Origin of the sequence: Microbacterium sp. ISL-103, assembly GCF_018613995.1 — a bacterium.
Classification (GTDB): Bacteria; Actinomycetota; Actinomycetes; order Actinomycetales; family Microbacteriaceae; genus Microbacterium.
The window spans coordinates 1-16,368 of sequence record NZ_JAGGPD010000057.1 but is presented as its reverse complement, the minus strand read 5'-3'; the positions used below and the strand labels follow the sequence as shown (position 1 = coordinate 16,368).

Below are 16,368 nucleotides of genomic sequence, written 5' to 3'. Positions count from 1 at the left end.
CTACCTCTTCATCGCGCACGACCTGGCCGTGGTGCGCCAGATCGCCACCCGCGTGGCCGTGATGTCGCAGGGCGCCATCGTCGAGACCGGCATGCGCGACGCGATCTTCGAGCGTCCCGAGCACGAGTACACGAAGACGCTGCTCAAGGCCGTGCCGCGCATCAACCCCGAGTGGGATGCTCGGCGCCGTGCGGCCGAGGCCGCGCGTGCGGGTCGCACGCAGGCTACGGCGCAGGATGCCGTGCCCGCCGAGCCGAACACGGAGGACCCCCGATGACCCGCACGCCGACGACGCAGTACATGCTGCCCGGCATCCGCGTCCGTGAATACCGCACGACGGTGCCGCTCGACTGGAACGCCCCCGAGGGTGAGACCGTCGAGCTGTTCGTGCGCGAACTCGTCGACCCCGACGCCGACACCGCCGATCGCCCGCTGCTGACCTATCTGCAGGGCGGACCCGGGGGTGCGAACCCCCGGCCGCTCGGCCGAGACGGCTGGATCGATGAAGCGCTGCGCGATTACCGCGTGGTGCTCGTCGATCAGCGCGGCACGGGCCTCAGCACGCCGCTGGATGCCGCGATCGTCGCCGAGCGCGGCGACGCGGGTGGCGACTACCTGGCCTGCTTCCGTGCGGACTCGATCGTGCGCGACCTCGAGCACGTGCGCACCGACCTGTACGACGGGCGACGCTGGGCGACCCTCGCGCAGAGCTTCGGCGGCTGGATCACCATGACCTACCTGTCGTTCGCCCCCGAGGGGCTGACGGCGAGCTACGTCTGCGGCGGAGTGCCCGGCATGCCGCCGCGGGCGAGCGAGGTCTACCGCCGCACGTTCGACCGGGTCGAGGCCAAGACCGCCGAGTTCTACCGCCGCTTCCCCGATGACGAGGCCGCGGTCGCCCGGATCGCCGACCGTCTCGCGGCCGGCGACGTGCGCCTGCCCGACGGTGACCTGCTGACGGTGCGCCGTTTTCAGGCGCTCGGCATCGACTTCGGCATGAAGCCGGGGTTCGAGCGCCTGCACTGGCTCGTCGAGAAGGCGTTCGTGCGGCCGGGCCAGCTGTCGACGGGGTTCCTGCACGACGTCATGACGCTGTCGTCGAGCGCGGGCAACCCCCTGTTCTGGACCCTGCAGGAATCGATCTACGGTGACGAGCAGAGCGGTGCGACCGCATGGGCGGCGCAGGCCGAGCGCGAGCGGCGCCCGCAGTTCGACGAGGCCCGACGGCCGCTGCTGTTCACCGGCGAGATGGCCTTCCCCTGGATGTTCGACGAGGTGCGACTGCTGCGCGGCTTCCGCGCCGCGGTCGACCGGCTCGCCGAGAAGACCGACTGGTCGCCGCTCTACGACCGCGCCGCTCTGCAGAGCAACGAGGTGCCGGTGGCTGCGGTCGTCTACTTCGACGACATGTACGTCGACGCCGGTCTGCAGCTCGAGACGCTCAAGGGCGTCGGCAACTCGCAGTACTGGGTGACGAACGAATACGAACACGACGGGATCGGATCGGGGCGCACCCTGACCCGCCTGAGAGAACTCGTCAGAGACCGCGGAGGAGAGCGCGTATGAGCGACACGACCACCCCAGCACGCCCGCCGTATGCGGGAACGCGCTACCCGAAGCTGGCGCAGATCCCCGCCTTCCGCGAGTTCATCGCGCAGGGGTGGGATGACGTCACGACGCGTCCCGACCTGCCGCACGGAAGCGCGCAGGCCGCGGCCGCGCATCGCGAACGACTGAGCGCGGCGATGCCGGGCACGACTCTCGTGCTGAGCTCGGGGATCGCCCCGGTGCGCAACGACGACTCCTCGTACGGATTCCGTGCCGACAGCAGCTTCGTCTGGGCGACCGGATGCCAGACCGAAGAGGCCACCCTCGTGATGTGGGCTCGGCCCGGCGGCCACGATGCCGTGCTCTACATGCCCGCGCCGTTCCGCCCCGGCGACGACGGGTTCTTCAGCAATGCGCTGCACGGCGAGCTCTGGGTCGGCCCCTCCGCCGGCCTCGCCGAATGGGCCGACGAGCTGCAGGTGACGGTCGAGCCCCTCGAGGCTCTGCCTGCCCGCGCCGCCGACCTGCGCGGTGCGCTCGCCGCCCGCTCGGCCGCGAACCTGGCCGCCGCGCACGACCTCGAGGTCTCGGCCGATCTCGAGCGCACGCTCTCGCGCCTGCGCATGGTGAAGGACGAGTGGGAGATCGGCCAGCTGCGCCTCGCGATCGACGCGACAGTCTCGGGCTTCGCCGCCGTGGTCGCCGAGATCCCGCGCGCGATCGCTGACGGTCTCGGCGAGCGCTGGCTGCAGGGCACGTTCGACCGGCACGCACGCACGCACGGCAACGGCCCCGGGTACTCGACGATCGTCGGCTCGGGCTCGCACGCGCCGATCCTGCACTGGGTGCGCTGCGACGGCCCGATCCACCCCGACCAGGCGCTGCTGCTCGACATGGGCGTCGAGGCGCGCTCGCTCTACACCGCCGACGTCACGCGCACGGTGCCGGCTCAGGGATCGTTCAGCGCGGCCCAGCGCGAGGTGCACGACCTCGTCGAGAAGGCGCATCGCGCGGGTCTCGCGCAGATCCGCCCCGGCACCGCCTACCTCGACTTCCACTTCGCCTCGATGCAGGTCGTCGCGCAGGGGCTGCACGACTGGGGTCTGCTTCCCGTCTCGGTCGACGAGGCGCTGTCGCCCGAGGGCCAGCAGCACCGGCGGTACCTCGCGTGCGGCATCGGCCACCACCTCGGGCTCGACGTGCACGACTGCAGCCAGGCGCACTACGAGGACTACATGGGTGCCGACCTCGAGCCGGGTGTCGTGATGACGGTCGAGCCCGGTCTCTACTTCCACGCGCACGACCTGACGCTGCCGCCCGAGCTGCGCGGCATCGGCGTGCGTCTCGAAGACGACATCCTCGTCACCCCCACCGGATCCGACGTGCTCTCCGACGGCCTCCCCATCGACGCCGCCGGCATCGAGGAGTGGACGCGGCGCCAGTGGGCGACGCAGAGTGAGGTGCGATGAACCGGGGCAACGCGATGGCCTGGGGCGCGGCGACCGACCGCGTCGACGGGGCGCCGGCATCCGGAATCCCGGCGTCCGGAATCCCGGCGTCCGGCATCCTCTCGACAGCACACCTGCGACCCTTCCCCCTCGATCGCGTGCAGCTCGGCGACGACAGCGTCTTCGCCCGAGCCCGCGACCAGATGCTGCATCTGGCGCGCGTGTATCCGGTGGATCGTCTGCTCGCCGTCTTCCGCGCGAACGCGGGTCTCGACACCCGGGGCGCCCTGGCACCCGGCAACTGGGAGGACTTCGGCCACCCGCGCGAGCAGGCGTGGGGCGAGCACGACTACCCCGGGCGCGAGAGCGCGCAGACCGCGAACCTGCTGCGCGGGCACTATGCCGGTCACTTCCTGTCGATGCTCTCGCTCGCCTACGCGGGGGAGCGCGACGAGACGCTGCGCGCCAAGGTCGACGAGTTCGTCGCAGGGCTCGGCGAGGTGCAGCGTGCTCTCGCCGCGACCGGCCGCTTCTCGCACCCCGGCTTCCTCGCCGCGTACGGCGAATGGCAGTTCTCGCGACTCGAGGACTACGCCCCGTACGGCGAGATCTGGGCGCCGTATTACACGACGCACAAGATCATGGCCGGCCTGCTCGACGCCTTCGAGCTGACCGGCAGCACCGAGGCGCGCGACATCGCCGTCTCGATGGGCCACTGGGTGGCACACCGCCTGACCCGACTCGACCACGAGCGCATCCAGCGCATGTGGTCGCTGTACATCGCGGGCGAGTACGGCGGCATGAACGAGACGATGGCGCGGCTGAGCGTCGTCGCCGACGAGCCGCTCTTCCTCGAGGTCGCACGACTCTTCGACCAGGACGATCTGCTCGCAGCCGGCGCCGAGCGCCGCGATGTGCTCACCGACATGCACGCGAACCAGCACCTGCCGCAGCTGCTCGGATACCTGCACGAATACGACCTCACCGGCGAGCGCCGCTACCTCGACGCCGTGCTCGGCCTCTGGGATCAGATCGTGCCCGGTCGCACCTTCGCGCACGGCGGCACCGGCGAGAGCGAGCTGTGGGGTGCGCCCGGCGCCGTCGCGGGCGACATCGGTCACCGCAACGCCGAGACCTGCGCCACCTACAACCTGTTGAAGATCGCGCGGCAGCTGTTCACCCTCACCCGCGACGCGCGTTTCCTGGTCTACTACGAGCGGGGGATGCTGAATCACATCCTCGCCTCGCGCCGCGACGTCGACTCCGACACGAGCCCCGAGGTCGCCTACATGTTCCCGGTGAACCCCGGGGCGGTCGCCGAGTTCGACAACATCGGCACGTGCTGCGGAGGAACCGGGCTCGAGAACCACGTCAAGTATCAGGACACGGTCTTCTTCACCACTGCGGTGGCGGATGCGGGTTCCGATGCGGATCCCGAGCTCTGGGTCGCGCTCTTCGTGCCGGCCACGCTCGACTGGCGCGAGCAGCACGCCACCGTGCGGATGCAGACGACGCAGCCCTTCGGCGGCACGACCGAGCTGCGCATCGACGGCGACGACGGCTTCGTCGACGGCACGCCCCTGACTCTGCGCATCCGCGTGCCCGAGTGGGCCATCGGTGCCCCCACCCTCAGCGTCGGCGACGAGACGATCTCGGCCCCGGTCGAAGACGGGCACCTGGTCGTCCGCCGCCGCTGGGCGTCGGGCGATGTGCTGCGCATCGAGACGCACGCGTCGCTGCGGGCCGTGTCGACGCCCGATGACGCAGTTCTGCAGTCGATCGAGTTCGGCCCGTCGGTGCTGGTCGCCCGGTCGGATGCCACCACCACCCTCGACCTTCCGCTCACCCAGCGGCGTCGCCTCGACGGGTCGCTGGGTGCCGATGACGCCGATTCCGCCGCCGACGTCGAAGCCGCACTGCGGGCCGACGGCGCGGTGCGCATCGCCGGGGTGCGCTTCGAACCCGTGTGGACCGGCAGCGACGACAGGTACCACATGTACGTGCGGGCCTCGGGGGCCGACATCGCGTTCGTCGACGCGGCGACCGAGGTGCCGGTGCGTCTGCGGCAGGACGGCTCGTCACTGCTCGACGACGTGTGGCGAGAGCCCGCGCCGCAGACCCGCGCCGCCTTCCTCGACCGGGTCGGCGAGACCGCGAGCGCGGCCCGTCGCGACGGTCTTCTCGCTCAGACCGAGCTGGCCCAGGTGCTCGAGGCGGCTGCGGCCGCCGACGTCGACGGGCTCGGCGGCCACCCCCGCGGTGCGGTGCGCGACACCGATGCCGCCGTGGTGACCTGGAACGAGCGCGCCGACGCCGACGGCATCCCCGTGGTCGAGTGGAGCATCCCGCGCTCGCTCGCCGAGGCTTCTCTCGCGCCGTCGGTCGCGATCACGACCGACATCATCCCCGCGCCGTCCGGCTGGTTCACCGAGGTGCCGACGGTCACCGTCGCAGCCGACGATCTCGCAGGCGCCGGGGGCCTCCGGGTCGAGGTGTCGGTGGCAGACGGCGGGTGGACGCCGTACACCGGCCCCTTCCCGCTGCCGGGCGACGGCGAGCATCAGGTCAGGGCTCGCGCGACGGATGCTGCGGGTGCCACGGGGCATGCGGCTCGGGACTTCGCGGTCGACACCGGAGCCCCCGTCTCTCGCGCGACGGTTCGCCGACTCGGATCGAGCGTCGAGATCACTCTGACGGCCACCGACGACGTGTCGGGGGTCGAGCGCATCCAATGGGAGGGCCCCGGCACCTTCTGGGCGACGTTCCAGGAGGCGTTCGTGCGTGCGCTCAGCGACGACGAGCAGGTCGTCGAGTTCGCGGCGACCGATCGTGCGGGCAATGAAGAGGCCCGTCAGAGGCTGATTCTGCCGGCTCGGGGCACCGAATCGTGACCGATCGGGCCGTTTCGTGGACACGACAGCTTCCGCCCACTAACATTGCAATTGTACTCATCCATCACCCGGGTGCCGAGGGGCGCCGACAGCACAGGAGTTCTGATTCATGACCGAAAAGAAGCCGTGGCACGGTGTCAACCTCGCGACCACGCTGCCGATCAATCCGGACTTCTCCGTCAACTACGACGCCTACGCCGAGCACATCCGCTTCACCACCGACAACGGCGTGACGGGGATCATCCCCAACGGCTCACTCGGTGAGTACCAGACCCTCACGGAAGAGGAGCGCAAGCGCGTTTACCTCACCGCCGTCGAGGCGTCGCCCGAGGGCGTGGCCGTGATCCCCGGAGTCGGCGCATACGGCGCGATGGAGAGCGTGCTCTTCACCGAGCACGCCGCCGAGCACGGCGCACCCGCGGTCATGCTGCTGCCCCCGAACGCCTACCGGGCGGGCGATGACGAGGTCGTCGACCACTACCGCCGCGTCGCCGCCGTGGGCCTGCCGATCCTCGCGTACAACAACCCCATCGACACGAAGATCGACCTGCGCCCCGAGCTGCTCGCGCGCCTGTTCGACGAGGGCCTCATCGTCTCGGTCAAGGAGTTCTCGGGCGACGTGCGCAACGCGTACGCGATCCGCGAGCTCGCACCGGGCCTCGACATCTCGATCGGATCCGACGACGTCGTGCTCGAGCTCGGCATCAACGGCGCCGTCGGCTGGGTCGCCGGCTACCCCAACGCGATCCCGGCATCCACCGTCGAGCTCTACAACCTGTCGACCTCGGGCGACCCCGCCAGCTGGGCGAAGGCGCACGAGATGTACCGCGACCTGCACCCGCTGCTGCGCTGGGACTCGAAGACCTGGTTCGTGCAGGCGATCAAGCTGTCGCAGGAGGTCGCGGGAGTCGCACCCGCCGGCATCACGACCCGCCCGCCGCGCCTGCCGCTTCCCGACGAGGTGCGCACGCGTATCATCGCCGACACCGAGGCCGTTCTGGCCAAGGGCTACCGCTGATCCTGAGAGACGACACATGCGAGCACAACGCGTCTTCCACGCCGTCGACTCCCACACCGAGGGGATGCCGACGCGTGTGATCGTCGGCGGCGTCGGAGTGATGCCGGGCTCGACGATGGAGGAGCGCCGGCAGTGGTTCATGGCGAACAGCGATGACCTGCGCCTGCTGCTGATGAACGAGCCCCGCGGCCACAGTGCGATGAGCGGCGCGATCCTGCAGCCGCCGACGCGACCGGATGCCGATTTCGGCGTGCTCTACATCGAGGTGTCCGGCTGCCTGCCCATGTGCGGGCACGGCACGATCGGCGTGGCGACCGTGCTCGTCGAGACGGGCATGGTGCCGGTCGTCGAGCCGATCACCACGATCCGGCTCGACACCCCGGCAGGTCTCGTGATCGCCGACGTGCACGTGTCGGACGGGCACGCCGACAGCGTCACGCTGCGCAACGTGCCGTCGTTCGTCGTCGCCCTCGACCAGGTCGTCGACGTGCCCGGGCTCGGGGCCGTCGAGTACGACCTCGCCTTCGGGGGCAACTTCTATGCGATCGTCTCGCTCGAGCAGATCGGGCTGCCCTTCGACCGCGCGCACAAAGACGAGCTGCTCGCGGCGGGGCTCGCCATCATGGACGCGATCGAGGCGGTCGGCGAACCCGTGCACCCGGTCGATCCGACCATCCGCGGCTGCCATCACGTGTATCTGAAGGCACCCGGTTCGACCGCAGTGCACTCGCGGCACGCGATGGCGATCCACCCCGGCTGGTTCGACCGCTCGCCCTGCGGCACCGGCACGAGCGCGCGCATGGCTCAGCTGCACGCGCGCGGCGAGCTGCCGCTTCATCAGGACTTCGTCAACGAGTCGTTCATCGGCACGAGCTTCACCGGTCGACTGGTCGAGACCACCGAGGTCGCCGGCATCCCCGCCGTCATCCCGACGATCACGGGCCGGGCGTGGGTGACGGGCACGGCGCAGTACATGCTCGACCCCAGCGATCCGTTCCCCCGGGGGTTCGTGCTGTGACGTCGGTTCCCGTGATCGGCGTCGACGAGATCGATGCGGCCATCGACCGCCGCGGCGCGGTCGACGCCATCACGTCGGCGCTGCGCGACGGGGTCGACATCGAGGCCGACGCTCCTCGGCTCTTCAGCCCGCTCGACAGCGGGGAGTTCCTGCTGATGCCGACGCAGTCGCCCGAGCACGCGGGCATCAAGGTCGTCACCATCGCCCCGCACAACACCGAGCGGGGTCTGCCCAAGATCCAGGCCTGGTACCTCGTCTTCGATGCGGCGACGCTGAGTCCCCTCGCGATCCTCGAGGGCGCCCACCTGACGACCCTGCGCACCCCCGCGGTCACGGCCGTAGCGATCCGAGGCATGCTGCAGGCCGACCCCCGCGGCGCGAAAGACGGCATCGAGTCGCTCGCGGTGCTCGGGTCGGGACCCCAGGCCGAGGCCCATGTGCGCACGCTCGTCGACCTGATGCCGGTCGGCGCGGTGAGCATCGTGGGTCGAACCCCCGACCGCACCGCCGATCTGGTCGAAAGGCTGCGCGCCGACGGCATCGACGCGGCATCCCGTGGCCTCGAAGACGTGCGCGCCGCCGACGTCGTCATCACCGCGACCTCGTCGAGCGTGCCGGTTCTCGGCCGCGCCGATGTCGGCGATCACGCTGTCGTCGCGGCGATCGGCTCGCACGGTGCCGATCGCCGGGAACTGGGCGCCGACCTGATCACAGGTGCCGATCTGGTGGTCGAGGCGAGGGCCTCGGCGCTGCGCGAGAACGGCAACCTGCTGCAGGCGCGCGATCTCGGGCACTGGCAGACGGATGCGCAGCCCGTGACGAATCTGCGAGAGTTGGTCGCGGGTGCATTCGTGCGCCGCGAGGCTCGACCGGCCGTCTACACCGGCGTCGGCATGAGCTGGGAGGATCTCGCCGTGGTGGCGCGGATCCTGAGGTCGGCGCACCGCGCTGATGCATCGCCTCGGAGAGGGAACACAGATGTCCGGAACTGACACTCGCAGCCTCGTGCGGCTCAGCAAGCAGCCCAGTGTTCGCGACACGGTGACCCGTGCCCTGCGCTCGGCCATCATCAGCGGCGAGATGCAGCCGGGGCGGGTGTATTCCGCACCGAGCCTCGGCGAGGAGTTCGGCACATCGGCGACGCCCATCCGCGAGGCCATGCTCGACCTGGTGCGCGAGGGGCTCGTCGTCGCGATGCCGAACCGCGGCTTCCGGGTGACCGAGGTGTCGTCTCACGACCTCGCCGAGGTCACCGAGCTGCGGCTCTTCCTCGAGCCGCCGGCCGTCGAGAAGGCGACCCCGCTGATCCCCGAGAGCGCGTTCGCAGACCTCCGCCGCAAGGCCGATGACATCGTCGAGGCGGCCGATCGTGGCGATCTCGTCGAGTACCTCAGCGCAGACAGCGACTTCCACCTGGCGATCCTGCAGTACGCCGGCAACGCCAGGCTCACGCAGCTGATCCAGTCGCTGCGCTCGCAGACCCGTCTGTTCGGTCTCGCCGAGCTGTACGAACGCGGGCACCTCACCGGCTCCGCCAAGGAGCACCACACGATCATGGATGCCATCGAGGCCCGCGATGCGGTGCGCGCACGCGATCTCGTGTTCTCGCATATCGAGCACGTGAAGGGCGACTGGTCGGGGCACACGGTGGGCGAACCCCACCCCGCGGAGGCGAACGGCTAGTGGGTTCATCGACAGCACGCGCCGACGTGGTCATCGTCGGGGCGGGAGTCGTGGGTGCCGCGACGGCGTATTTCGCGGCCGCCGCGGGTCTTCGGACGATCGTGGTCGAGCGCGGATCGATCGCCTCGGGCACGAGCAGTCGGTGCGAGGGCAACATCCTCGTCTCCGACAAGGAGGTCGGCCCCGAGCTCGAGCTGTCGCTGTATTCGCAGCGGGTGTGGCGCGAGGACCTCGCCGAGCACGCCGCCCTGTGGGAGTTCGAATCCAAGGGCGGTCTCGTCGTCGCCGGCAGCGCCGCGAGCATGGCAGGGCTGACCGCACTCGTCGGGCATCAGCGCGAGCTCGGCATCCGCGCAGAGATCATCGACGACAACCCCGGGCTGCGCGAGGTCGAGCCGTACATCAACCCCGCCCTCGTCGGCGGTGCGTTCTACCCCGACGACGCGCAGGTGCAGCCGCTGCTGGCCACCCACCACCTTCTGCGGCTCGCGATCGCGCACGGCGCCGAGCTGCACACCAGAACGGCGGTGCACGGCATCCTCACCGATCACGGGCGTGCCGTGGGAGTCGACACCTCGATCGGCCGTGTCTCGGCCGGAGCCGTCGTCAACTGTGCGGGCCCCTGGAGTGGCGAGGTCGCAGCGCTCGCGGGCGTGCACCTGCCGGTGCTGCCCCGACGCGGCTTCGTGCTCGTCACCGAGCCGGTGCCGATCACGGTGCACCACAAGGTCTACGCCGCCGAGTACGTCGGCGATGTCGCGAGCTCGGATGCCGGGCTGCAGGTCTCGCCGGTCGTCGAGGGCACCCCGAGCGGCACGATCCTGCTCGGCGCCAGCCGCGAGCGCGTCGGGTTCGACCGGTCGTTCTCGGCCGAGGCCGTCGCCCGCATCGCCGCGAGCGGCCTGGGTCTGTTCCCCGCGCTGAGCGGCGTGGGCGTGCAGCGCGCCTATTCGGGATTCCGCCCGTACTGCCCCGATCACCTGCCGGCCATCGGCGAGGATGCGCGACTGCCGGGCCTCTGGCACGCCGCCGGGCACGAGGGTGCCGGAGTCGGCCTCTCGGTCGGCACGGGCAAGCTGCTCTCGCAGGCGCTGCGGTCGGAGGCCACGGATCTCGACCTGACCGCCTTCCGCCCCCATCGACTCGAAGGGCTCGTCGCCGCATGAACCGCACGTCCGCCGACGGCGCCCCACCCGTGACCAGCCTCGACTTCGACGGCACCCCCGTGCCCTTCACTCCGGGGCAGACGGTCGGTGCAGCCCTCGCGGACGCGGGGATCGTCTCGTGGCGCACGACCCGCAGAGACCGCGCTCCCCGCGGGCTCTTCTGCGGCATCGGAGTGTGCTTCGACTGCCTCGTCACCGTCGACGGCGCACGCAGTCAGCGCGCCTGCCTCGTCGAGGCGTGCGAGGGGCAGGATGTGCGCAGCTCCGACCCCGACGAGCCCCTGCCGCTGCCGGCGCAGGAGCTGCCGCCGCATCCCGAGTCGCAGACGCATCCGGAGGAGTCGCATGGCTGAGAACATCGCCCCGACGACCGAGACCGCGCCCGCCGACGTCGCGGTGGTCGGCGCGGGTCCTGCCGGGCTGAGCGCGGCGGTCGTCGCCGCCGAGCACGGGCTGCAGGTCGTGCTGATCGATGCCGGTCACCAGACCGGCGGTCAGTACTGGCGGCATCCCGACGAGCGCCATCGCGACTCCTTCGCCGCCCCCGAGAGCACCGGCCATCACCACTGGCGGCACTACACCGACCTGCGCGATCGACTAGCGGCCGCCGTCGCATCCGGTCGCCTCCGGCACCTCGCCGGGCGGCAGGTGTGGCGCACCGACGGCTATGGCGACCGCGTCGCCCTGCGCACGAGCGCGGTGACCGGGGTCGACACCCTGCCCCGCGCCGAGCGCACCACGTGGGCGCGGCGACTCGTGATCGCGACCGGAGCCTACGACCGTCAGCTGCCCGTTCCCGGGTGGACCCTGCCCGGAGTCATGGCCGCCGGAGGCGTGCAGGCGATGCTGAAGGCGAACCAGGTGCGCGCCGGACGCCGTGCGGTGGTCGCAGGCACCGGACCCTTCCTGCTCTCGGTCGCCGCCGGACTCGCCGAGGCCGGAGTCGAGGTCGTCGAGGTGGTCGACGCCAACGCCCTCACGCGCTGGGCGGCGACACCGCTGCGGGCACTGCAGGAGCCGGGGAAGCTGTGGGAGGGCGTTGGGTATGCCGGCACCTTCCTGCGCCATCGCGTGCCCTTGCGCACACGCACCGTGATCAGTGCCGTGCGTGGCAGCGGGCGGGTGAGCGAGGTCGAGCTGTCGCGCGTCGACGGCGAAGGGCGCATCCGCCCGGGTTCGTCGCGCACCGTCGCCGCCGACCTCGTCGCCTTCGGGTGGGGCTTCACCCCACAGCTCGAACTCGCCGTGGGCCTCGGCCTGCGCACCCGCATCGACGTCGACGGATCGCTCGTGATCGATGTCGACGACGACCTGCGCGCATCCGATCCGCTCGTCTTCGCCGCAGGCGAGGTCACCGGCATCGGCGGAGCCATCGCATCGTGCGCCGAGGGAGAGCTCGCCGGATCCGCCGTCGCGCGCGACCTCGGCGCCCCCACCGACGCCCGGACGATGGCCCGGCATCGTCGACGCCTGCAGCGCGGTCGACGGTTCGCGATCGGCATGCATCGCGCCAGCCCCGTGCCCGCCGCCTGGGACCAGTGGCTGACCCCCGAAACCCACATCTGCCGCTGCGAAGAGGTCACCGCCGCCGAGGTGACCGACGCCGTCGACGGGCTGCGCGCCGACGACGCGCGCGACGTGCGGGTCACCGCCCGACCCGGCATGGGTCTCTGCCAGGGGAGGGTGTGCGGATTCGCCCTCTCGAAGCTCGTCGCGACCGGTACCGGCGGCGACGTCGATGCTGCAGCCCTCGAATCCTTGACCAATCGACAGGTGGGCGTGCCCGTCTCGCTGGGCGACCTCGCCTCGCTCGTGCCGCACCACCCGAACCAGGAGGAGTCATGACCTTGCACGACACATCCGACGACCGCGTCGACCAGATCATCGATCGCGCGGGCCGCGCGTCCGCACAGTGGAAGCGCACCGCCATCGCCGATCGTGCTCGGGCGCTCGACGCCGTGGCGGATGCTCTCGACCAGCACGCCGACGAGCTGATCCCGATCGCGCAGCGCGAGACCCACCTCGCCGAGGCGCGTCTGCGGGGCGAGCTGCGTCGCACCAGCTTCCAGCTGCGCATGTTCGCCGAGATGCTGCCCGAGGGGCTCTGGCTCGACGTGCGCATCGACCATGCAGACGCCGACTGGCCGATGGGTGCCCCGCGCCCCGACCTGCGTCGGCAGCTCGGGCCCATCGGCACCACGCTCGTGTTCGCGGCGAGCAACTTCCCGTTCGCGTTCTCCGTGGCCGGAGGCGACACCGCGAGTGCGCTCGCCGCAGGCAACGCCGTGGTGCTCAAGGCTCATCACGGGCATCCCGAGCTCTCCGATGCGACCACCGATGTCGTGGTCGCAGCGCTTGCCGGGGCGGGTGCGCCCGAGGGGCTCTTCCAGACGATCCACGGCACCGACGCGGGTGTGCGTGCGCTGCGCGCCCCGGGGGCCAAGGCCGCCGCCTTCACGGGGTCGGTGAGGGGAGGGCGCGCGCTCTTCGACATCGCCGTGTCCCGCCCCGAGCCCATCCCGTTCTACGGCGAGCTCGGCAGCACGAACCCCGCCTTCGTGACCAGGCGTGCGGCCGAGAAGGACGCGTCGGGCATCGCGCGCGACTTCGTCGCCTCGGTCACCGGCAGCGCCGGGCAGCTGTGCACCAAGCCGGGAGTGCTCTTCGTGCCCGCGGGCTCGGGGATCGTCGCAGAGCTCGAAGCGCAGCAGCTGCCGGCGGCGACGTCGTTGCTGAACGGCGGCATCGAGAGCGGCTTCCGCGACTCGGTGGCCGCGACCCGCGCGGTCGACGGCGTGCGCACGCTCACGGCCGGGGCGGACGATGGGTCAGACGCGCCGTCGCCCGTGCTGTTCGCCGCGTCGAGCGAGACGCTGCGTGCCGACATCCACACCCTGATGAGCGAGATGTTCGGACCCGCGGCGCTCGTGGTGACGTACGACGACGAGAGCGAGCTGCTCGAATTCGCCGATCTGCTCGAGGGCCAGCTGACGGCCACGATCATCGGAGAGGATGACGACGAGATCGCCGTCGACCTGCTCCCCCAGCTGACTGAGCGCGCGGGGCGTGTGCTCTGGAACCAGTGGCCGACCGGCGTCTCGGTGACCTGGGCGCAGCAGCACGGCGGCCCGTACCCCGCCACGACCGCCGTCGGCTCGACGTCGGTCGGCATGGCCGCGATCACGCGCTTCCTGCGTCCCGTCGCCTACCAGAACGTGCCCCAGGGTCTGCTCCCGGACGCGCTCAAAGAGGGCAACCCCCTCGGCATCGTGCGGCGCGTCGACGGCATCCTGATTCTGCCCTGACGGATGCGGGCGGCGGCCTCGTGCCGCCCCCGCCCTCCGCGTGAGTGGTCACTTTCGCATCGCAAACGGCTGTTTCGGATGCGTTTTTGACCCCGCACCGCGGGCGACCCGCACCGTGGGCGACCCCGCGCGGGACGGCCGCGGGCTCAGGTCGTCGAGGTCGGCATCCAGACCCGCATCGAGGCGCCGCCGTCGTACTCGGCGAACGGCCGCAGTTCGACGGTCGTCTTCTCGGATGCCGTGTCGTCGGCGTCGCGCGAATACAACGGCCGCGCGTCGGTCGGCATCCGGTACGCGGCGATCGTGAGCCGAGGGCCGAGCAGGCTCACCGATCCCGCAGCGCCGTCAGCAGCGCCGGCTACCTCAGACCCCGCACCGAGCCCACGTGCGTCGACGACCAGGCCGTCGACGTCGCCGACCGCGCAGTAGACGACCGGGCCGCGGCGCACGGCCACGGTTCCGCGCACGGCATCGATGCGCGGATGCGGGTGGATCACGTCGGTCTCGACCGGCAGTTCCAGCTCGAGCACGGTGCCGTCGACGAGCGCGTCGTCGACGACGATCCACCCGTCTTCGACGACCGCATCGACTGCTGCACCGTCGCGGCGCAGGGTCAGCGGCCGCCCCGTTGCCCACCCCGGTGCACGCAGGGCGAGCCGGCGGCATCCCTCTGCGGCGTCGCCGTCGACCCTGATGCGCACGTGGCCGTCGGCGGGGTACGCGGTGTCGATCGTCACCGTCGCCCCGTGCGCGTGCAGGGTGGCTGACGCATAGAGCACGATGTCGAGTCCGTCGGCGCGCTCGGCGCCGATGTGGCTCTCGAGAGCCGCGAACGTGCGCATGAGATTCGGCGGGCAGCAGGCGCAGCTGAACCACCGACGGCGGCCGGCCGGAGCATCGCCGCCGTACAGATGCTCATCGCGCACCTGCAGCGGGTTGACGTAGGTGAACGAGTCGCCGTGGGCCGAGATGCCGGCAGCGACGATGTTGTAGAGGGCGGTCTCGGCGACATCCATGCAGGATGCATCGCCCGTCGCCAGGTACATGCGCCAGGCCCAGCCGAACAGAGCCACCCCCGCACAGGTCTCGGCGTACGCGCGATCGGGCGGCAGCTCGAACGCGTCGCCGAACGCCTCGTCCTCGTGCCGGGCCCCGGTGCCGCCCGTGAGATACACGCGGTGCGAGACCAGATCTCGCCACTGGGTGCGCATCACGTCGAGCGTCTCGGCCTCGCCGGTCTCGAGGTACAGATCGGTGATGCCCTGGTTCAGGTAGAGCGCTCGCACCGCGTGTCCGCGCATCCGGGTGGCCTGCAGAGCGGGCTGCTCGTCCTGGTAATACGGGGCACCGAAGATCACCCCGCCGAGGAATCCGGCGCCGCGTCGGCGGATGAAGGAGGAGGCCAGGTCGAGTGCGGCCGCGGAACCCGTCGTGCGGTACAGCTCGACGAGCGCCGCCTCGATCAGCGGATGCCCGCAGTACTCCACCGCATCGTCGGCGCCCATGCGGGCCACGACGTGGTCCGTGAATCGCTCGGCGACGCGGAGCAGGCGGTCGTCGCCGAGTGCCCGATGCGCGCCGACCGCTGCCTGGATCAGGTGGCCGAGGCAGTAGAGCTCGTGGCCCTGGGCGAAGTCGCTCCACGGATGCCGGTCGTCGCGGCCGAGATACGCGGAGTCGAGGTAGCCGTCATCCTGCTGCGCCCGCTCGATGAGCCCGACGGTGCGGTCGAAGAACGACCGCAGAGCGGCGTCCTCTTCCCGACCCAGTTCCCATGCCGCCGCCTCGAGCGTCTTGTAGACGTCGGAATCGGCGAAGAGCATTCCGCGGAACTCGGCATCCGACTCACCGGTGAGCCGTCGCAGGTTGTCGAGGGTGCCGTACTCCTCGAGCATCTGCATGCCGTGCGGCAGGGTGACCTGCCGATTCCGCAGATGCCAGTCGTGCAGGATCCCGTGCTCGACCGTCGGAACCGACCTCAGGGGGCGACGCGCGCCATAGGTCGTGACGCCGACCGGGGCGGGAGAGGGGACTCGGACGTCTGGCATGGGCTGACTCTTCTCCGAGGTGCCCCCGTGGCACCTCTTCCGATGAGTGCAATTGTACTTGTACTCGTCGGAAGCGCCAGAGGGCCGCTCGAAAGTCCCGGGGAGGGCTACTCGAACCCGCCGCTCAACCGCCCGCGCATCCGCTGACTGCTCTCGTTCATCCCGATGATCTCGACCGTCTTGCCGAGGGCCGCGTACTTCGTCTCGATCGCATCTCAGGTAGCGACCGTTGTGCAGGTCATG

At 70.9% G+C, this 16,368-nt stretch carries 12 protein-coding genes and 1 pseudogene; 12 read left to right on the top strand and 1 reads right to left on the bottom strand.

What is annotated here, in order from left to right; genetic code table 11:
* The 12 genes and pseudogenes from J7E68_RS02765 to J7E68_RS02710 form a co-directional block, all read left to right on the top strand.
* Positions 1 to 277 (top strand): annotated as a pseudogene (locus J7E68_RS02765) (hypothetical protein); the annotation flags it as partial.
* Complete coding sequence (locus tag J7E68_RS02760; protein ID WP_215169650.1) at positions 274 to 1,566, top strand: alpha/beta fold hydrolase; 1,293 nt, start codon at positions 274 to 276, stop codon at positions 1,564 to 1,566. The pseudogene J7E68_RS02765 and the gene J7E68_RS02760, both read left to right, overlap by 4 nt.
* Positions 1,563 to 3,017, top strand: a complete 1,455-nt coding sequence (locus J7E68_RS02755; protein WP_215169648.1) for an aminopeptidase P family protein — start codon at positions 1,563 to 1,565, stop codon at positions 3,015 to 3,017. The genes J7E68_RS02760 and J7E68_RS02755 overlap by 4 nt, the downstream gene beginning before the upstream one ends.
* The gene (locus J7E68_RS02750; protein WP_251048560.1) at positions 3,014 to 5,887 is read left to right on the top strand and encodes a beta-L-arabinofuranosidase domain-containing protein; all 2,874 of its coding nucleotides are present in this window, start codon (positions 3,014 to 3,016) and stop codon (positions 5,885 to 5,887) included. Before J7E68_RS02755 ends, J7E68_RS02750 begins: the two co-directional genes overlap by 4 nt.
* 109 nt (positions 5,888 to 5,996) lie before the next feature.
* On the top strand, positions 5,997 to 6,905 hold the full coding sequence (locus tag J7E68_RS02745) for a dihydrodipicolinate synthase family protein (RefSeq protein ID WP_215169646.1): 909 nt from the start codon (positions 5,997 to 5,999) through the stop codon (positions 6,903 to 6,905).
* A 16-nt stretch (positions 6,906 to 6,921) separates the two neighbouring features.
* Positions 6,922 to 7,923, top strand: a complete 1,002-nt coding sequence (locus tag J7E68_RS02740) for a proline racemase family protein (RefSeq protein ID WP_215169644.1) — start codon at positions 6,922 to 6,924, stop codon at positions 7,921 to 7,923.
* The gene (locus J7E68_RS02735) at positions 7,920 to 8,915 is read left to right on the top strand and encodes an ornithine cyclodeaminase family protein (protein ID WP_215169642.1); all 996 of its coding nucleotides are present in this window, start codon (positions 7,920 to 7,922) and stop codon (positions 8,913 to 8,915) included. Before J7E68_RS02740 ends, J7E68_RS02735 begins: the two co-directional genes overlap by 4 nt.
* Complete coding sequence (locus J7E68_RS02730; protein WP_215169641.1) at positions 8,902 to 9,606, top strand: GntR family transcriptional regulator; 705 nt, start codon at positions 8,902 to 8,904, stop codon at positions 9,604 to 9,606. Before J7E68_RS02735 ends, J7E68_RS02730 begins: the two co-directional genes overlap by 14 nt.
* Positions 9,606 to 10,772 carry an FAD-binding oxidoreductase gene (locus tag J7E68_RS02725; RefSeq protein ID WP_215169639.1) on the top strand — a complete coding sequence of 389 codons (1,167 nt, stop codon included), beginning with the start codon at positions 9,606 to 9,608 and terminating at the stop codon, positions 10,770 to 10,772. The genes J7E68_RS02730 and J7E68_RS02725 overlap by 1 nt, the downstream gene beginning before the upstream one ends.
* The gene (locus J7E68_RS02720) at positions 10,769 to 11,125 is read left to right on the top strand and encodes a (2Fe-2S)-binding protein (protein ID WP_215169637.1); all 357 of its coding nucleotides are present in this window, start codon (positions 10,769 to 10,771) and stop codon (positions 11,123 to 11,125) included. Before J7E68_RS02725 ends, J7E68_RS02720 begins: the two co-directional genes overlap by 4 nt.
* Entirely contained in the window at positions 11,118 to 12,617 is a 1,500-nt protein-coding gene (locus J7E68_RS02715; protein ID WP_215169635.1) for an NAD(P)/FAD-dependent oxidoreductase, read from the top strand. Before J7E68_RS02720 ends, J7E68_RS02715 begins: the two co-directional genes overlap by 8 nt.
* Positions 12,614 to 14,077 carry an aldehyde dehydrogenase (NADP(+)) gene (locus J7E68_RS02710; RefSeq protein WP_215169633.1) on the top strand — a complete coding sequence of 488 codons (1,464 nt, stop codon included), beginning with the start codon at positions 12,614 to 12,616 and terminating at the stop codon, positions 14,075 to 14,077. Before J7E68_RS02715 ends, J7E68_RS02710 begins: the two co-directional genes overlap by 4 nt.
* Before the next feature lie 146 nt (positions 14,078 to 14,223).
* On the opposite strand, the gene J7E68_RS02705 is transcribed toward J7E68_RS02710, so the two are convergent.
* A complete protein-coding gene (locus J7E68_RS02705; protein WP_215169630.1) occupies positions 14,224 to 16,125 on the bottom strand; it encodes a beta-L-arabinofuranosidase domain-containing protein in 1,902 nt (633 codons plus the stop codon).
* Positions 16,126 to 16,368 lie beyond the last annotated feature (243 nt).